General features: G+C 43.3%; 11 protein-coding genes and 1 tRNA gene. 7 read left to right on the top strand and 5 right to left on the bottom strand.

Features of this window, described 5'->3' with window-relative positions; genetic code table 11:
* Positions 1-28: 28 nt before the first annotated feature.
* The 3 genes from G9Q97_RS00060 to rho all read right to left on the bottom strand — a co-directional run bounded on the left by G9Q97_RS00060 (position 29) and on the right by rho (position 5,477).
* Positions 29-1,495 carry a T9SS type A sorting domain-containing protein gene (locus G9Q97_RS00060; RefSeq protein ID WP_166141928.1) on the bottom strand — a complete coding sequence of 489 codons (1,467 nt, stop codon included), beginning with the start codon at positions 1,493-1,495 and terminating at the stop codon, positions 29-31.
* 246 nt (positions 1,496-1,741) lie between these two features.
* Positions 1,742-3,457: a fibronectin type III domain-containing protein gene (locus G9Q97_RS00055; RefSeq protein ID WP_166141926.1), complete on the bottom strand. Its 1,716-nt coding sequence runs from the start codon at positions 3,455-3,457 to the stop codon at positions 1,742-1,744.
* A 220-nt stretch (positions 3,458-3,677) separates the two neighbouring features.
* Complete coding sequence (gene rho / locus G9Q97_RS00050; protein WP_166141924.1) at positions 3,678-5,477, bottom strand: transcription termination factor Rho; 1,800 nt, start codon at positions 5,475-5,477, stop codon at positions 3,678-3,680.
* A gap of 275 nt (positions 5,478-5,752) precedes the next feature.
* On the opposite strand from rho, the gene G9Q97_RS00045 reads away from it, so the two are divergent.
* A complete protein-coding gene (locus G9Q97_RS00045) occupies positions 5,753-6,847 on the top strand; it encodes an AI-2E family transporter (RefSeq protein WP_166141922.1) in 1,095 nt (364 codons plus the stop codon).
* A gap of 4 nt (positions 6,848-6,851) precedes the next feature.
* On the opposite strand, the gene G9Q97_RS00040 is transcribed toward G9Q97_RS00045, so the two are convergent.
* Both G9Q97_RS00040 and G9Q97_RS00035 read right to left on the bottom strand, forming a co-directional pair.
* A tRNA-Leu gene (locus G9Q97_RS00040) sits at positions 6,852-6,933 on the bottom strand.
* Positions 6,934-7,395: 462 nt separating this feature from the next.
* Positions 7,396-8,358: a glycoside hydrolase family 43 protein gene (locus tag G9Q97_RS00035; protein WP_166141920.1), complete on the bottom strand. Its 963-nt coding sequence runs from the start codon at positions 8,356-8,358 to the stop codon at positions 7,396-7,398.
* 325 nt (positions 8,359-8,683) lie between these two features.
* Here G9Q97_RS00035 and G9Q97_RS00030 point away from each other — a divergent pair, with 325 nt between their 5' ends.
* The 6 genes from G9Q97_RS00030 (at position 8,684) to G9Q97_RS00005 (ending at position 17,091) form a co-directional block, all read left to right on the top strand.
* Positions 8,684-11,785, top strand: coding sequence for a SusC/RagA family TonB-linked outer membrane protein (locus tag G9Q97_RS00030; protein WP_166141918.1), 3,102 nt, complete (start codon positions 8,684-8,686; stop codon positions 11,783-11,785).
* A gap of 28 nt (positions 11,786-11,813) precedes the next feature.
* Positions 11,814-13,319, top strand: a complete 1,506-nt coding sequence (locus tag G9Q97_RS00025) for a RagB/SusD family nutrient uptake outer membrane protein (RefSeq protein WP_166141915.1) — start codon at positions 11,814-11,816, stop codon at positions 13,317-13,319.
* A gap of 156 nt (positions 13,320-13,475) precedes the next feature.
* Positions 13,476-14,516, top strand: a complete 1,041-nt coding sequence (locus G9Q97_RS00020) for a ThuA domain-containing protein (RefSeq protein WP_166141913.1) — start codon at positions 13,476-13,478, stop codon at positions 14,514-14,516.
* Between the two features lie 44 nt (positions 14,517-14,560).
* The gene (locus G9Q97_RS00015) at positions 14,561-15,412 is read left to right on the top strand and encodes a sugar phosphate isomerase/epimerase family protein (RefSeq protein ID WP_166141911.1); all 852 of its coding nucleotides are present in this window, start codon (positions 14,561-14,563) and stop codon (positions 15,410-15,412) included.
* 47 nt (positions 15,413-15,459) lie between these two features.
* Complete coding sequence (locus G9Q97_RS00010; protein WP_246255298.1) at positions 15,460-16,284, top strand: sugar phosphate isomerase/epimerase family protein; 825 nt, start codon at positions 15,460-15,462, stop codon at positions 16,282-16,284.
* 3 nt (positions 16,285-16,287) lie between these two features.
* Positions 16,288-17,091 carry an alpha/beta fold hydrolase gene (locus tag G9Q97_RS00005; protein WP_166141909.1) on the top strand — a complete coding sequence of 268 codons (804 nt, stop codon included), beginning with the start codon at positions 16,288-16,290 and terminating at the stop codon, positions 17,089-17,091.
* Positions 17,092-17,094 lie beyond the last annotated feature (3 nt).

The following is a 17,094-nucleotide window of genomic DNA, read 5'->3' as shown; positions in this document are numbered from 1 at the left end:
TCAAATATCCCCTTCCGGTAAAGAAAGTTTACTTCTTAAGGACTTTAAGGATTTGACTTTCACTTCCCCATCTTAAATGTATAAAATACAGTCCGGGAGCTAAGGAATTGAAACTGGCTGACAACTCGAGGTTAAGGCTTTCCAGATTTCTGTTTTTAAAGGAGACCACCTCTCCGAAGGGACCGAAAAGGATCATTTCAATGGGTTCACCACTGTATTTTTCCTGATTCAAAATGGATATTCTACCCTCCCCTCCCCTGTTGGGGTTGGGATAAATTCTCCATGTCAAATTTTCCTTACCCGTGCCGGGAATATCCAGGGCCAATACCTCTCCAATAAATTCAGTATCCCCACTTTGCCCTACCTGCAGCAGGCGGTAATAAATCCTGGTTTCAAAAAGCGGTAGCTGTTCATCCCAAAATTCATATTTGCGTATTTCAGTGGTACCACCCTCTCCAGGTATCCTATCGAGGGAATTAAAAAAGTCAGGGCTACCAACAGCCCTTTCTATGATAAAATGCCTGAAATCCTCTTCACTTGCCGTGCTCCAGCTTAGTTTGGCCTTCCTTTGAGCTGCATAATATTCAACTTGCTGATCCAGCAAGGATACGGGTAGAACACTGCAAGGAAAGAATTTGCCTTCATCAATTTCCTGGGCTTTTCCGCCCTCGGTTGGAGTAGGAAATTCTCCACAAACATATATTTTGGAATTATCATCTGCAATAATGGTGGCACTGCCATCCACCAGTACATCTCTCCCCACATATACTTCACTTGTACCTCCTATGCTGATCTTGGTATCTCCCCTGATATCTATGTCGTTGTCAATATATACCTGTGAATTTCCAAACGTATTGAATTGATGCAACCTTCCCCCAGTTACCAATAAACTTTCGGTTCGGAAAAAACCAGCCGCATTGATCACAGAGGAATTCCCTGAGTATTCAGTTGGCCCCTCACTGGTAATTGCCCCTCCCTCCAAAACATTCAGAACAGCCCTGTTTTCAATTACGATGGTGGCCACTGTCAGCATCCCCGAGCCGTCACCTCCTAAATTAAGAACTGTTGGGTCATTTGTTCCTCCCTGCGAAATAATTAAGGCCTCAGAAACACGCATCTCGGAATTTCCTTCTAAAAGAAAATCGATGATTTCTTGACCTTCAATGGTCAAATTGCCATCAATGGTGAGTTCAGCATCTGCCCCCAACTGCAATGAAGTAAGAGTACCTCCCAATTCGACATCTCCATCAATTGCCAAATTATGGTTGATGATAACATGTACCTCACATCCTGAAGGAGCAAAGGGAGGCCAGTCCCCGTTTTCAGTACAATTTGCCGGCACATCTAGCAGTGTTTTGTTCCAACAATTCCCATCCTCCCAGGTACCAGAACAGTCTACAGCCAAAGGGGTATATTCATATACCTGAGCGTTGGATCGCTTGAGGGGCAATGCAAGACACAGCAAGAGCAAAAGAGTGGCGAGGTAACCGGGCATGAATATCAACAGAGCGGGTTGTTTGAAATACAATTTTATGCATTACGTAACCCACGAAAGTAAGTGATATTTCCAGCTTTTGCAACGAAATCATGATATTAAATACATTTTTATTTAATTAAATTACGTTTTTATATATTTAAAATTGAATTAAGTTTTATTTTGATCGGAAGCTTATCATTGAACGTACACCAAAAATCCTGAAATTGCCTGTCAATCAATGCTTTTTGCTAGAAATGCTGAAGCTTACAACCTGACGACCTTGATACGATAAACTTCTTCTTCAAAGGCCAATTCCAGTACACAAACTCCTTTTACTGCCTCCCTGATTCTACTTTGTAACCATTGATCCAACTCCATCCCTACTTCACCCTCAAAAGTAGCCTCGCTTGTGGTTTGCAGAAATCTGGCCTTCACTGTGCCTGAAACTGAACCGCTTAACAGTTTAACCTTTAAGGATGTCCCATCAGATGGGTTTGGATAAGCCGACCATTCAATTTTCTCAGCAGTCTCTCTATGTACCCTGCTGCCTACTACATCACTGACAGTGGAATTTCCATTAAAATCAACCTGCCTAATCCTGTAATAAACCATCCCGGAAAACAAGATTTGCTGGTTGTCCTCGAAAGTATACCGGGTTTCAGCATTGGTCCAGCCAGCTGCTGTGACTTCACCGATTTTTTCAAATGAATCAATTCCCCCAAGCGATCTTTCGATTTCATAATGACTGTTTGCTTCTTCCTTTGAGGTTTTCCACTCCAACTTGATGATTTCATCTTCTGCCAAAAAAAGTTCAAATGATTTCCAGACTACAGGTAAGGCAAAGCATCCCTGCCCGTAAAAGGAATTGTTTTTCAAATTTACATGAGAGGAATTAGCCTTGGTCGAATTGGGATAATCACATAAGTAAATGGATCCATTATTTTTTCCGTTAATCCTTGCTCCGTTTGAGGCATTAAGCTTTCCGCCTACGGAAATATCCGTGTTATTTGAAACATTGATGGTGCCGTTGGTCATGATCACATCATTTTGGATGATACCGCTGGCAAAGTTGCTGAGTTCAATTGTAGCCCCACCACTCATGGTTAGGTTTTCCTCAAAGGTAAATCCGGAATTATTTTCGGCAGAAATACCCCCACCATTGGTCATGCTCACGTCACCCGAAAACAATCCTGAAGCCGTATTTTTAAAGTTTATTTGCCCACTTTGTCCTGTAGAACTTGTGCCATTTACCTGTATCCTGCTACTTCCGAGCATGTTCAATGTCCCGTTTTGGATCAATAAATCCCCGCTGACATTAAATTTTCCGGAGTTTGATGAGGCATTAATGGTGCCTCCGGAGGTAAAAGTAAGGTCATTTGTTTCAAAATCACCTTCCAGATTCAAGGTGGCTTTGCTTTTTAATATGGTCTCATCCTTCACTATCAAAGTCCCCCCTTCAGCGATGGTAATCTTGGGTTGGTTATCGCCAACGATCAACCTGTCTACTATTAATCTGGCGTTTTTGGGGACAATGATTTCAACTCCCCGGTTAATATCAAAACTACCATTTACCCTTAATTCCGCCCCTTCTTCCAATTCAATTATAGGCAAGGACCCACCACCATTAATGGTCAGGTCGCCTTCAAACAACAAACTTCCACCTGCAGTAATCCTGATACCAGAAAACATCCCGCTTCCGAACCCAGATGCATTGCCATTGTATACCACATCATGACCAATAACCACATTTACCACGCAACCCCAATTCTTAGAAATTGGCGGCTGGCCCTGACTGATGTTGTCATACTGCCCACAATTGGTATTGTTTGTCCAGGTCTGATTATCCTTCCAGGCACCATCTTTACTACTGGTGAAATCCTGTCCGGAAAGGAAATGCACATTGATGAAGAACATCAATAAGAAAAGTACCGAAACACGCTCGGAGGAAAATTGAAATACTGAATCAAAAATGGCTGTCATTGCTGTCTTATTAAGTTAACAGCATAAAATTATCAGGTTAACTACAGCCTAAGGAAATTAATCGTCCAATCAGTGGATTACTCCGGCAGGAAGGGTGAAAATGAAGGTAAAAAAAATTTTTGATATTCACTATTTTGTATTTCAAATATATTTTTTTGCTATCAAAAAATAAAAAAACCCGGTTTCCCGGGTTTTTTTATTCTAGATTGAGGAGATATTACTATCCATTCATACTGATCAAAAATTCAGCATTGTCTCTGGTTCCTTTCATTCTTTGCAGTAAGAACTCCATGGCTTCCTGAGAAGTCATGTCAGACATAATTTTCCGTAGGATCCAAATCCGCTGCATTTCCTCTTTGTCCATGAGCAAGTCCTCTCTTCTGGTACCAGATCCTGGAACATCGATAGCAGGATATATCCTCCTGTTGGATAACTTTCTGTCCAGGGATAGCTCCATGTTTCCTGTGCCCTTGAATTCTTCAAAAATTACTTCATCCATTTTTGACCCGGTTTCTACAAGGGCGGTGGCAATGATAGTAAGAGAGCCTCCGTTTTCTACATTCCTTGCTGCGCCAAAGAAACGCTTTGGTTTGTGCAGTGCGTTGGCATCCACCCCCCCTGATAATATTTTACCTGAAGAAGGTACCACTGTATTGTAGGCTCTGGCCAAACGGGTAATGGAGTCCAGCAAAATGACCACATCGTGCCCACACTCTACCATTCTTTTTGCTTTTTCCAAAACCAAAGCCGCTACCTTTACATGCCTTTCGGCTTGCTCATCAAAAGTAGAAGATATCACTTCAGCTTTAACCGACCGGGCCATATCCGTTACCTCCTCGGGCCGCTCATCGATTAGTAGGATCATGAGGTGTACTTCCGGGTGGTTTTCGGCAATGGCATTGGCTATTTTTTGCAACAACACGGTTTTACCGGTCTTAGGTTGAGCTACTATCATCCCTCTTTGCCCTTTTCCTATTGGGGCAAACAGATCAACAATTCTGGTGGAATAATTATCAGCTTTGGTAGTCAGGCTAAACCTTTCTTCTGGAAATAATGGTGTGAGGTATTCGAAAGGGATCCTGTCCCTGATCTCATCCGTGGTCTTGCCATTTACAGTACCTACTTTCAAGAGGGCAAAGTATTTTTCACCTTCTTTGGGTGGTCGGATCTGGCCCTGGATATTGTCTCCTGTTTTAAGCCCAAAAAGTTTGATTTGGGAAGGCGAAACATAAATATCATCAGGAGAGGCCAGGTAGTTATAGTCCAAAGACCTTAAAAATCCATAACCATCCGACATGATCTCAAGCACTCCGGAATTTTCTATTATCCCGTCAAAATCCTTTATGGTAACAGATGGCTTCCTTTTGGGTGTATATTGCTGCTCCTGATTAGGCTGCTCATCTGAATCTCTGCTGGCATTCCTTTTTTTAGAAAAATCGGGTTCGTTGGAGGGGGAAGTATGCGCTTCGTTTCCTGATTTGATTTCATCCAAATCTACCACCGCCCTGCGCCTCGGCCTGAAACTCCTTCCTTTTTCATCCTCACCCTTATTAGAGGCCTTGTTTCCGCTTTCTTCAACCTTCCTGTTATCATCTTGCTTTTTATTCTCCTCGGCCTTCTTGTTACTTTGTTTGTTTTTTGGCTTCTTATCCTGGCCTTCGTTCTTTCTTGGAAGGGGTTTGGGAGATTTTTCGGCAGGTTTTTCCTCCTTCTCTTTTTCTACTTTGGAATCTTCTTTAGGTAGTTCGGTCACATTTTGCCGCTTAAATTTGGGCTTTTCCTCCATAGAAGCAGAACTTTCGGTTTTCTCTCCAGACCCTTCCTGATCTCCTACCTCCGCTTCTACTTTGGAAGGTTTCTTTTTAGGAAGAGACTTTTCCGGTGTGATGGCCTGTTGGTCCAAAATGGCATAAACCAAATCCTCCTTTTTTAAAGATTTAAAATTCTTAACCCCCAACTCCTCGGCTATCTCTTTTAGTTCAGACAATAGTCTGATTCTTAATTCTTCTATGTTATACATAAAAAACGTGTGAATGTAATTCTAGACTGTGTAAATGATGAAATGGTATGTATCTTGATTGGTATAAAAAGGTATACAGACAATACGGAAATCCCCAGGATGGTGATTTTCTGCTTCTTTGATAGTACAATATTACATCAAACGCTAATAATACGCAAATTTTTATGAAATTGTTATTAAAATAGTGAAATTCAGGCATGCCAACTTAATTACTAAATGAATTTTAATCCCTTTTCGTATAGCTGTATTTTACCTTTATTAATCCTGGACATTGTATGACACCCTATCGGCTCCACCCTATACAGTTAATCGCTTATAGCTTTCTTTCGATTGCCCTTTTTCTTTGGCTAATGCAGGTTGGGGCTTTTATCCTGGTACCGCTGATCTGGGGAGTTTTTTTCGCTTTTGCCCTATACCCTATCAGCAATTGGCTGGAAAACAATAGATTCCCAAGAGGACTGGCCATTGCCAGCAGCCTTGTTCTGGTCAGTATTATCGGTGCCGCCATCTTCTACCTGCTGATCAATCAAATGATCCTTTTGATTGCTGATATACCTGAAATCGGAACAAAATTGAACGAAAAATTGATGGATTTTTGGCAACAAATTGAAACCAATTTGGGCATCACTGTTTTTAATGATTCGGAAAAAACACCTTCTCTGGATTGGCTGCCCCTGGGCAACCTGAACAATACCATTTTCAGTACCGGAAAATCACTTACCCTGATCGGGATTATTCCCTTATTCGTGTTTCTATTACTCTACTACAAAGATTTTTTTATCGAGTTTCTGCTGAAGGCTTCCTCCAGGCAAAACGAGGCCATCCTTAAATGGGTATCTGATTCAGGACAAGTTATTCATGCCTACCTGATCGGAATGGTGAAAGTCACTTTCCTCGTGGCCGTCATGGCAGGCATATATTTTCACTTCATTGGCATCAAATATTACCTGCTCTTTGCGCTATTTATTGCCATCATGAACCTTATACCTTATATAGGAGTAATCATCAGTTCAATACTTGTGATATTTTATGTTTTTCTAACCTCAGATTCATTCCTTTTACCCATTTTAACCTTAGTCGTACTTTGGGGCATACAATTGTTGGAAAACAACCTGATAACGCCATTGGTGGTGGGTTCAAAAGTAAAGGTTAATGTATTGGCGGTGGTATTGGCCATTTTAATCGGGGGGGGTATCTGGGGCATTTCCGGAATGATTCTATTTATTCCTTTGATAGGAATACTAAAAATAACTTTTGATAGAATACCGGAACTACAGCCATATGGATACCTGCTTGGAGATAAATTTCCGGTTTTGGAAAAAAATGAAAACTTTATCCGACTATTGAGAAAAAAATGGTCGAAAAAATAAAATGTGCGCACGAAAGGATTCGAACCTTCACACCCGAAGGCGCTGCCACCTGAAGACAGTGCGTCTACCAATTTCGCCACGTGCGCATTTGAATGCAAAAATGAGAAATAAAATCTTTCTCAGCAAAGAAAAAGCCATTTATTCATCTCAAACCCCGATATTAATTTCTTCTTAGGAGAGCATTTCAAAGCAACACTTTCATTTACAATGCTTTCCTAACTGATAGGTTAAGACCTGTCCGGTGGATATTTTTTTGGCAAGTACGCAAAGTTTTGCCTGTATCCAGCATTATTCTATTTAAGCGGGTTTTAATGCTGAAAAAATCACCTTTTCACCCATTCTTCATCAATGAAAACTGCCTTTTCACCTGGTCTGTTGTTAAAGCTCGAATGAAGGGAAGAGTGAAAGTGGATTTTTAGACAGGCCAAGGCACAAAATACGCGCATAGCCACGACTAGCTTAGGCTATATAAAGGACTGAAATGGCTCTAAAGAGGCACCGAATTACTGCTGGGTTTTGACCTGAAAGAACAGGCAGGCCATGTAAGCTTACCTTTCGAAGGGTAATTGATCAAAAAACCGCTTCTCAACTTTAAAAATCGTTCCATGCCGGCTATCTGGGGGAAAGCTGATTCGATCAGATATATCCGTCCAGTTTTGAAGGTCTGAAGACATAACCGCACCCATCTTTTTTTCCATATATTTATCAAAATAGACCACCCAGTAATCCCCAACTTTGGCAACTGTGGGTCCCTCTGCCCAATAAGAACCGGTAATGGGCGAACCTGCAGCTCCATAGGGCCCATCCGGTTTTTCAGCCCTGGCAATCCGGATATTTTTCCGGGGTGGCTCTTTGGTCTCATCCTTCACAAAAAGCAGGTATTCACCTGCGATTTTCTGAATAGTTCCATCAATTACATTAAAACCAGGCTCATAAAATAATTTGGTGTCGGAAAATTCCTTGAAATCTTTGGTGGTAACATAGTATTGCCTGTGATTATACCCATCATCTTCCTGAGATTGTGTTTCAGGATAAAGCCCCCGGATGGTCGTGGACCAGTAAATGATGAAAATCTCTTCATCCTTATCATAAAACACCTCAGGAGCCCAGGTATTTCTGGCACCTTCCTCATGCTCCATTACTGGTATAAATTCCTGCGCTGACCAGTTTACCAAATCATCTGAAAAAGCATATCCCAAACCTTTTTCATTCCAACTTACTGTCCAAACCATATGAAAGCGTCCGTCTTCGTCTTGGATGATACATGGATCCCGCATCAGTTTATCGCCTCCTGCAGTAGGTGTAAGTATCGGCTCTCCCTCTTCCAATGCCTTAAAATGGTAGCCATCGACGGAATAGGCCAGGTGAAGACCGTCCTCCCCATTGCCGGTAAAATAGGAAAAAAGGTATACTTCCTCCTTTGCCTGATACGCAGTAGATGAACAGCCAAAAAAGGAACCCAAACATCCCAGAATCATCAAGCAGGGGAAGATACTTTTTTTACAGACCATTATATTCTATTTGATAATTTTTAGGAAAGCAAGGATCAAATATAACAAATAATTGATACCTATTCTGAAGCAGGTATCAGTTTCAGTCAACTCTTGGACAGGATTCCACCTATACGCTGAAAATTAAAATTAATCAGCTTTATTTCCCTTTAATAAAATATCCATCGCATTAAGTGGGTGATGTCGACACAATATCTCTATAAGCAGGATAGTACAGGATAGAATATTTTAAATTAATTGTGTAATTTATCTTAATTATATGAGAAATATTTAAATCATATAATCTTTTACTTATTTAATTAATTAATCAATAAACCTTAAAATTATGCAAAAAGTTTTCCTAAAAAAAATCAAATACAGCTTGGCTGTATTTGGTCTGTCCCTGCTAATTCTCAGCGGGCAGACAATGGCTCAAGGAGACAGGACGATCTCCGGAGTAGTCAAATCACAAGAAGATCAGGAACTTATACCCGGTGTATCGGTATTGGTCAAGGGTACCACCAGAGGGACGGTAACGGATATTGATGGTGAATTTAGTTTGGAAGTATCCAATGGTGAAATCTTAGTAACCAGCTTCATAGGCTATGAAACTAAAGAAGTTACCATTCAGGAGGGGATGAACAATTTGGAAATCCTGCTCAACTCGTCCTTTTCCGACCTTTCGGAAGTAGTGGTGGTCGGGTATGGTACCCAGAAAAAATCAGACCTTACCGGAGCTGTGGGTTCTGTAAGCAGCGAAGCCTTGCAGGAAAGGCCTTCTGCTTCATTGAACCAAGCCCTGTCGGGTAGGATTCAGGGCGTAAATGTTACCGTAAACTCCGGCCGGCCAGGAGGAAGGGCCAATATCAGAATCCGGGGAAATACATCGGTTAGTATTGCCAATGACCCCTTGTATGTGATCGATGGGGTGATTATACATGCGGCAGGTTTGGCCAATGGAAGCACACCGATAGATTACATCAACCCAAATGACATCGCTTCGGTAGAAGTCTTAAAAGATGCCTCTGCCACTGCGATTTATGGTGCAAGAGGCGCCAATGGCGTGATTTTGGTCACTACAAAAAGGGGTAGTAACTCCGGGGGAATGATCACATTTGATACGGATGTCAGTGTAGGCGTATTACCTAAAAAGATCCCTTTGTTAAATTCAGAAGAGTTTTTAATGGTAGAAGATATTGCCTACCAAAATGCCCAAAAATACGATCCAAACGGTTGGGCAAACGGAATTTATCGGGACCCCCAACTTAAAAGGACCAACCCCTTGTTATTTGATGCCAATGGAAACCCACTTCATGATACTGATTGGCAGGACGAATCATTTCGCCAGGCGGTAACCCAAAATTACCAATTGGGATTGACAGGAGGTAACGAAAAGGACTCCTACGGTATCTATGTGAATCATAGAAATGAAGAGGGTTTGATGCGGGGCTCTTACCTTAAAAGATATGCAGGCAGATTTGTATTCGACAGCCAGATCAAGGATTGGGTTAAAATAGGTGGAACTTTAAGCTATACGGACCAGAAAGAAAGTCAGGTAGATCCCTTGGGAGCCGGGGGAATCATTGCCATGCGGCAAGTGCTGGAAGCCCTTCCCATCATCCCGGTGAAGTATGCCGATGGCAGCTGGGCAGGCAATGAAGATTATCCAGGCATGGAAGGTGGCAACAACCCACTTCATGTGGTGGAAGACCGGGTGTATATGGTCAATACCCAGACCATGTTAGGAAATTTATATGCCAACTTTAGCCTGGCTGAAGGATTGGAATTGCGCTCCGTTCTGGCCACCAATATTATCAACCAAAGGGTAGATTATTATGGCGGACGGATGTTGAATTATATCGCCAGAAACCAGGGGGGAGATGCCTCAGTCATGAATGACAGGCTAAACTCCTGGCAATTTGAGAATTACCTGACCTATAACAAAGCCATTGACGAAAACCAGTCTATCAATGCATTACTGGGTTTGTCCTGGCAGCATGTCGATAGGTTTAACAGTACGGCAAGGTCCCAGAATTTTCAGGACGATTATTTTAAATTCAACAACCTGGGTGCAGGTGCCAATGTATTTCAAACCCTTTCCGGAACATCCGCATATGGCTTGAATTCCTATTTTGGACGATTCAACTACAACCTGAAAGAAAAATACCTGCTTACATTTACCGGAAGAATTGACGGCTCCTCAAAATTTGGTGAAGCCAACCGATATGCCGTTTTCCCTTCGGCCGCACTGGCGTGGAGGGTATCTGAGGAGGACTTTCTTAAGGATAGCCGAACCGTTTCCAATTTAAAATTAAGGGCCAGTTATGGTGTAACCGGCAACTCTGAAATTGCTGCCTACCAGGCTTTGGCCGGCATGGGTAATTATACGGTTATTTTCAACAATTCAAGGTCTATAGGATTGGGCATCAACAGGCTGGCCAACCCCGATCTGAGGTGGGAAAAAACCTTCCAGACGGATGTGGGCCTGGAATTGGGTTTATTCAATAACCGGTTGACATTTGAACTTGATCTCTATAGAAAACTCACGGAAGACATGTTGCTCAATGCACCAGTCCCTTCCAGTAGTGGCTACACCCAGGTGACCCGAAATATAGGCAGCATGGAAAACAAAGGAGTTGAATTTGCATTGAACTCTGTAAACATGGTCAATAAAGACTTCAAATGGGATACCCACTTCAATATTTCCATCAACCGAAACAAGGTGTTGGAACTGACCGGTGGAGCAGATATCTTTTCCGGGTCTACCATTATCAGGGAAGGTGAGCCTGTAGGTTCTTTCTTTGGCTTTGTCCACCTGGGAACCTGGGATACGGATGAGGCAGATCTGGCCGCCCAATACCTGAAACTACCCGGAGACATCAAATATGAAGATGTAAACGGTGACGGTGCCATCAATGACAACGACCGGGTCATCATCGGACAGGGTATTCCCAAAGGATTCGGAACCTTGATGAATACTTTCCAATACAAGAACTTCGAGCTGATGGTCGACCTTCAATTTATGTATGGAAACAATGTACTGTGGAGAAGCAAGCATTCGGCCGAAGACAGGCAGGGCATCGCCAATAGTTTCCGTACCGTATTGAATGCCTGGACCCCGGACAACCAAAACACCAATATTGCCCAACTGAGGCCCTTAACGGCCGGGTACAATACCTTTAATGATTCGGACAGGGCACAGGAAGGCTCATTTTTGAGAGGACGAAATTTACTATTTGCTTATACTTTCGAGCCCGGACTGATCCAAAGGATCAAATTGAATCGATTGAGGGCCTTTGTTTCTGTTCAGAACTTCTTCCTGAACACCAAATTCCAGGGGTATGACCCTGAAGTGTCCACCTCAGGATCTCCATTTGACCAGGGGGTAGATTTATATGCGTACCCCAAGCCAAGGGTTTTTATGCTGGGAGTAAACATTGCCCTTTAATCAGTAAATCTTAGAAAAAATGAACAACATGAAAAAACATATCATAAAATTAAGCCGTGTGTTGGTCATCGGATTACTGATGACCACTGCCTGGGGATGTAATGAATTTCTGGAAGAAACAGACAAGTCCAACTTCACCCTGGAAAACTATTTTACCAGGCCCGAACACGCCACCAGTGTGGTAAATTCCATATATGAAAGCTTACAGCCTGTCATGTCAAGTGGTTTTGGTGGTGGCCCCTGGATGATGCTGGAATTTGCTACCGGTCTGGCCAATACAGAGTTGGGTCAGGCCCAAAACAGTCTTTTTGTCCGGAACCTGATCAACAATTCAGATAACGGATATGGACAAACCTACTGGACCAGTTCTTACAGGGGTATTGCCAATGCCAACCTGGCCATTGAAAAAATACCTGAAATAGAAATGGACAATACGGCACAAACCCGCTTACTGGGGGAAGCACGCTTTTTCAGGGCCTTTTACTATTTTAACCTGATAAGGATATTCGGAAATATTCCCTTGATCACTTCCTCGATTGATTTGACAAGCCCGGAGCTGTATCCGGACCCTGCATCCACCGAGGCGGTTTACAATCAGATTGTGGCAGACCTTGAGGTAGCTGAGAACTCAGGACTTCCCTGGAGAGATGCAAGTGGAAGGGTATCCATGGGAGCCGTGAAATCACTCATGTCCGATGTTTACCTGACTATGGCCGGCTACCCCCTACAGGGAGGCAGCCAGTATTATCAACTTGCAGCCGAAAAAGCAAATGATGTCATCCAATCGGGTGTTTTTGAATTGTTTGACTCCTACGAACAACTCCATTCTGTGGAAGACAAAAACCTTGGGGAACATATTTTCATGATCCAATATGCCGCCTTTACGGTTCCTTCATCCTGGCAGGTCTCCATCATCCCCTACAACAGAGGAATCTCTGCCTACAGCGCAGAAACAGGTGGTATTTTCGCTAACCAGGAATTTGTGGAGTCCTTTGAACCAGGGGACAAAAGAGCGGAGGAAAAGGAATTTTTCTATACAGAGTACAGCCTGGAATCCGATAGAAGCACCACCATGGAATTGGGAGACTACTATATATGGAAACATTTTGACGAAGTAGCCCAGCTCAGTACTACCAGCAGTGGTATGAACTGGCCTGTTTACAGGTATGCAGAAATACTTCTCAACTATGCCGAAGCTGTCAATGAGGTGAACGGCCCTACAGAGGAAGCTTATGAGGCAGTAAATCTGATCAGAAGAAGGGCCAATCTTCCTGACCTGGAAAACTTAAGTCAGCAGGATTTCAGAGAAGCCGTCTGGAGGGAGAAATGGGTGGAACTTTGTTTTGAAAATAAAACATGGTACGATATGGTTAGGTTGAGGAAGGCATTTAATGTCAATACCCGGGAGTTTGAAGACTATGTTGGCCATGAGTTTTCCTATGGACCCACACTCAAAGAAAGGGAACTCTTATTCCCCATTCCCACCGCAGAAATTAGAAACAATGATAAACTAAGTCAAAATCCCGGTTACTGATCGGGATAAGCATAACATTTGTTAATAGAAGGGGTTGAACCGGGTTATGGATACCGGTTTGCCCCTTTTATCCATTTTTTGTAACATCGGCAACCATTCCTTAAGGATAGTTCAAAACAATTTGCTTAAATTCAATTCGAATAAAAAAAATCCCCTATGACAACACCCTATTATTGTTCCAAATTAAGGACTTTACCCAACCTGCTACTTGTCTTCGTTTTTGCTTTGAGCTATACACTGGCCGAAGCCCAGGAAGAAAAATTAATGTTGCATTTTGAAGGACAAGATGGCCCCGGAAAAGGCAAAAAAATAGTCCTTATCAGTGGAGATGATGAATACAGATCCGAAGAGGGCCTTCCCATGCTGGCCAAGATCCTATCGACCCACCATGGATTTTCAACTACGGTATTGTTCCCCATTAACCCTGAAAACCAGGAGGTGGTACCTAACCACAACAGCAATATCCCTGGTATGGAAGCCCTTGAAGATGCCGATCTGGCCATCATTCTTCTTCGTTTCAGAGAATTGCCGGACGAGCAAATGAAATATTTTGATGATTACCTCAGGGCCGGCAAGCCATTGATCGCCTTGCGGACTTCTACTCATGCTTTTAATTACAGCAAGGATAGCCAAAGCCCTTATGCCAAATACCATTGGCAGAGTAAGGTGCCTGGCTGGGAAAAAGGTTTTGGCAGGAAAATCCTGGGGGAAACCTGGGTGGCCCACCATGGTAACCACGGCAAAGAGGGTACCCGGGCCATGATGGACGGGCTTCAGGTTGCGAACAAAAACCCGATTTTGAACGGAGTTACTGATATCTGGGCTGCCTCTGATGTCTATACAGTTACCCATCTCGGAGATGATGCCACCGTACTCATACACGGTGCCTCCACTTCCGGAATGAATCCTGATGCCCCTATTAACTGGGAAAAATCCCTGATGCCGGTTGCCTGGACCAAATCCTATAACTTAGAAGGCGGTAAAAAAGGAAGGGTCTTTGCGAGCACCATGGGGGCTTCGGTAGACTTAATGAGCGAGGATTTGCGCCGATTGATCATCAATGCCGCCTATTGGGGTCTGGATATGGAACCTTTGATTCCCGAAGAAGCGGTGGTGGAGATAGTAGGTAACTACCAACCTACCATGTTTGGTTTTGATAATTTCCGAAAAGGGATGAAAGTAACAGATTTTGAATAAATATCTGGATTTGACAATCAGTTTAAACCCACAATTAATAAAAAATGAATAAAATAGGATTTAACGTCCTGGCATGGTCTGCCGTGGTTTCGGACGATTTAAAACCCATCATCGAACGTTTAAAAACCATCGGATATGACGGTGTGGAATTCTTTGTAGGCTCTCCGGATGACAAGGCCTACCAGGAGATAGGTGCATTTACTGCAAAAACCGGTCTGGAAACCACCACTGTGTTTGTTTTGGGTCCTGATGAAAACCCCATCGACCCCGATGCCAAAATCAGGGCAAAGGCATTGGACAAAATCAAGTGGACCATTGACCGATCCCATGATTTGGGAGCCAAAGTTATTTGCGGTCCTTTTCACTCGGCCTTTTCCACTTTTGCCCAAAGATCGCCTACGGAAGACGAATATAACTGGAGTGCAGAAGTTTTGAATCAGGCAGGGGATTATGCCGGCCAGGCAGGCATTACCCTTACCCCGGAAGCCCTGAACCGGTTCGAATGTTACCTGTGTAACACCATGGACCAACTCCTCCACCTGGTCAAAAAAGTATCTCACCCCAATGTGAAGGCCATGTTTGATACCCATCATGCCAATATCGAAGAAAAAAAGCTGGGAGATGCCCTTAGAAAAGTATCCCCATACCTGGGCCATGTCCATATCAGCGAAAACGACAGGGGCACCCCAGGTTCCGGGCATATCCCCTGGGATGACACCTTCGCCACACTGGCAGAAATTAACTTCAAAGGATGGCTGACCATCGAAGGTTTTACCCGAAATGACCCTGATTTTGCCAATTCCATCGGGGTTTGGAGGGAATTTTCCCAACCCTGGGAAATGGCCGAAAACGGATACAAATTCATTAGAGAAATGGGCGCAAAACACGGTCTTTGATCCATTCATTTTCTAAAAAAATTCAAAACAAAACTTAAAAACATTTCATGGATAATTTACCCTTTCGCTTTGGTGCAGAAGTATACACCTGGTTTATGAGTAACAACGGGGAAACCTATAAAGGCCAATTGGGTCACATGATAGAGGTCATCTCCAAAGCCGGATTTAAAGGCATTCAGCCCATCTTTACCTGGATGGGGCCCCTGGCAGATGCAGATCTGTTGGAGAAAAAACTTAAAGAGGAAAACATTGATCTGGCGGCAGTTGCCCTGGCACTGGACTGGAATGGCAGCAAGGAAACGGATGAGGAAAAAAGAATTGCGGATGAAGCGATAAAATTGCTGGGAAGATTCCCTGGTTCTGTATTATGTACCGTTCAGATCCCTACAGGAAGGCACGACCTTACCCAAAGGAGAAAAAATCTGATTGATATTGTCAATACCGTATCAGCCAGAGCCACAGATAAGGGAGTAGTAAGCAGCTTCCATCCAAATTCCCCGCATAGTTCTATTACCAGAACAGCTGAAGATTACCAGGTGATACTGGAAGGACTTGATCCCAAGGTAACCGGTTGGTGTCCGGATGTAGGCCATATCATCAATGGGGGAATGGATCCCCTTGAAAAAATGAAAACTTACCGCTCCCTTATCAATCATGTCCACTATAAGGACTGGGACGGAAATCCGGAATTTACGCTTATGGGAAATGGTAAGGTAGATTTTACCAGTATCACCCAATGGCTCAAAGACGAAAAGTTCGATGGTTGGATCATCTGTGAAGATGAAGGACAGGAGGCTCTGGAGGATCCAGATTTTGTCACCCTGCATGATGGCAAATGGGTATACGAATCACTCATTCCAAAACTTAAATAAGCCATGCCAACCATCCAAAGCAATGGAATAAATCTTTATTATGAAGAAAGAGGTGAAGGGGAACCCTTACTTCTGATCATGGGCATTACCGCTCCGGGAGCTGTTTGGGAAAAACATGTCGCTCACTGGCAACAATCCTTCCGCTGCATTCTGGTGGACAATAGGGGGGTGGGATCTTCTGATAAACCACCTGGTCCCTATAGTTCTGCCCAAATGGCAGATGATTGTGCAGGCCTGCTCCAACATTTGGGCATAACCAGGGCACGGGTAGCCGGTGTCTCTATGGGAAGTATTATTGCCCAACAACTGGCCATTCGCCACCCGGATAAGGTAAGGTCAATGGTGCTCATGTGCCCATGGGCAAGGTGCGATAACACGGCAAAAGATATTTTCAGGCATATGGTGGATTGTAAGGCCAGGTTAAGGCCAGAGGAATTTACCGTTTATGTGCAGCTGTTGATTTTTTCGAAAAGCTCCTTTGATGATCCGGAAAACTACAATGGAATGTTAGCAGACAGGGAAAATGCAGCCCTAGACCCTAATCCTCAGCCCCTGATAGGGCTGGAAGGACAGGCGGAAGCATGCATCCACCATGACGTATTGGAACAACTTTCCAGTATAAACCAAGCAGTCCTAGTCGTTGGTGGGGAAAAAGATGCCTTTACACCGACATGGATGACCAAAGAAGTAGCGGCCGCCATTCCCCATTCCCAACTGCACATTTACCCCAATAGTGGGCATGCCTTTCATTGGGAAAATCTGGATGATTTTAACCAAAGGGTAAACCAATGGTTGATTGAAAATTAATGA

Origin of the sequence: Cyclobacterium plantarum, assembly GCF_011290685.1 — a bacterium.
GTDB lineage: Bacteria > Bacteroidota > Bacteroidia > Cytophagales > Cyclobacteriaceae > Cyclobacterium > Cyclobacterium plantarum.
The sequence above is the reverse complement of the archived record's forward strand: the minus strand, read 5'-3'. Positions and strand labels throughout refer to the sequence as shown.

What these genes read in the sequence shown, in the direction of transcription:
- G9Q97_RS00060 (WP_166141928.1), bottom strand. Translation starts at nt 1,495, where the DNA reads ATGCCCGGTTACCTCGCCACTCTTTTGCTCTTGCTGTGTCTTGCATTG.
- G9Q97_RS00055 (WP_166141926.1), bottom strand. Translation starts at nt 3,457, where the DNA reads ATGACAGCCATTTTTGATTCAGTATTTCAATTTTCCTCCGAGCGTGTT.
- rho (WP_166141924.1), bottom strand. Translation starts at nt 5,477, where the DNA reads ATGTATAACATAGAAGAATTAAGAATCAGACTATTGTCTGAACTAAAA.
- G9Q97_RS00045 (WP_166141922.1), top strand. Translation starts at nt 5,753, where the DNA reads ATGACACCCTATCGGCTCCACCCTATACAGTTAATCGCTTATAGCTTT.
- G9Q97_RS00035 (WP_166141920.1), bottom strand. Translation starts at nt 8,358, where the DNA reads ATGGTCTGTAAAAAAAGTATCTTCCCCTGCTTGATGATTCTGGGATGT.
- G9Q97_RS00030 (WP_166141918.1), top strand. Translation starts at nt 8,684, where the DNA reads ATGCAAAAAGTTTTCCTAAAAAAAATCAAATACAGCTTGGCTGTATTT.
- G9Q97_RS00025 (WP_166141915.1), top strand. Translation starts at nt 11,814, where the DNA reads ATGAAAAAACATATCATAAAATTAAGCCGTGTGTTGGTCATCGGATTA.
- G9Q97_RS00020 (WP_166141913.1), top strand. Translation starts at nt 13,476, where the DNA reads ATGACAACACCCTATTATTGTTCCAAATTAAGGACTTTACCCAACCTG.
- G9Q97_RS00015 (WP_166141911.1), top strand. Translation starts at nt 14,561, where the DNA reads ATGAATAAAATAGGATTTAACGTCCTGGCATGGTCTGCCGTGGTTTCG.
- G9Q97_RS00010 (WP_246255298.1), top strand. Translation starts at nt 15,460, where the DNA reads ATGGATAATTTACCCTTTCGCTTTGGTGCAGAAGTATACACCTGGTTT.
- G9Q97_RS00005 (WP_166141909.1), top strand. Translation starts at nt 16,288, where the DNA reads ATGCCAACCATCCAAAGCAATGGAATAAATCTTTATTATGAAGAAAGA.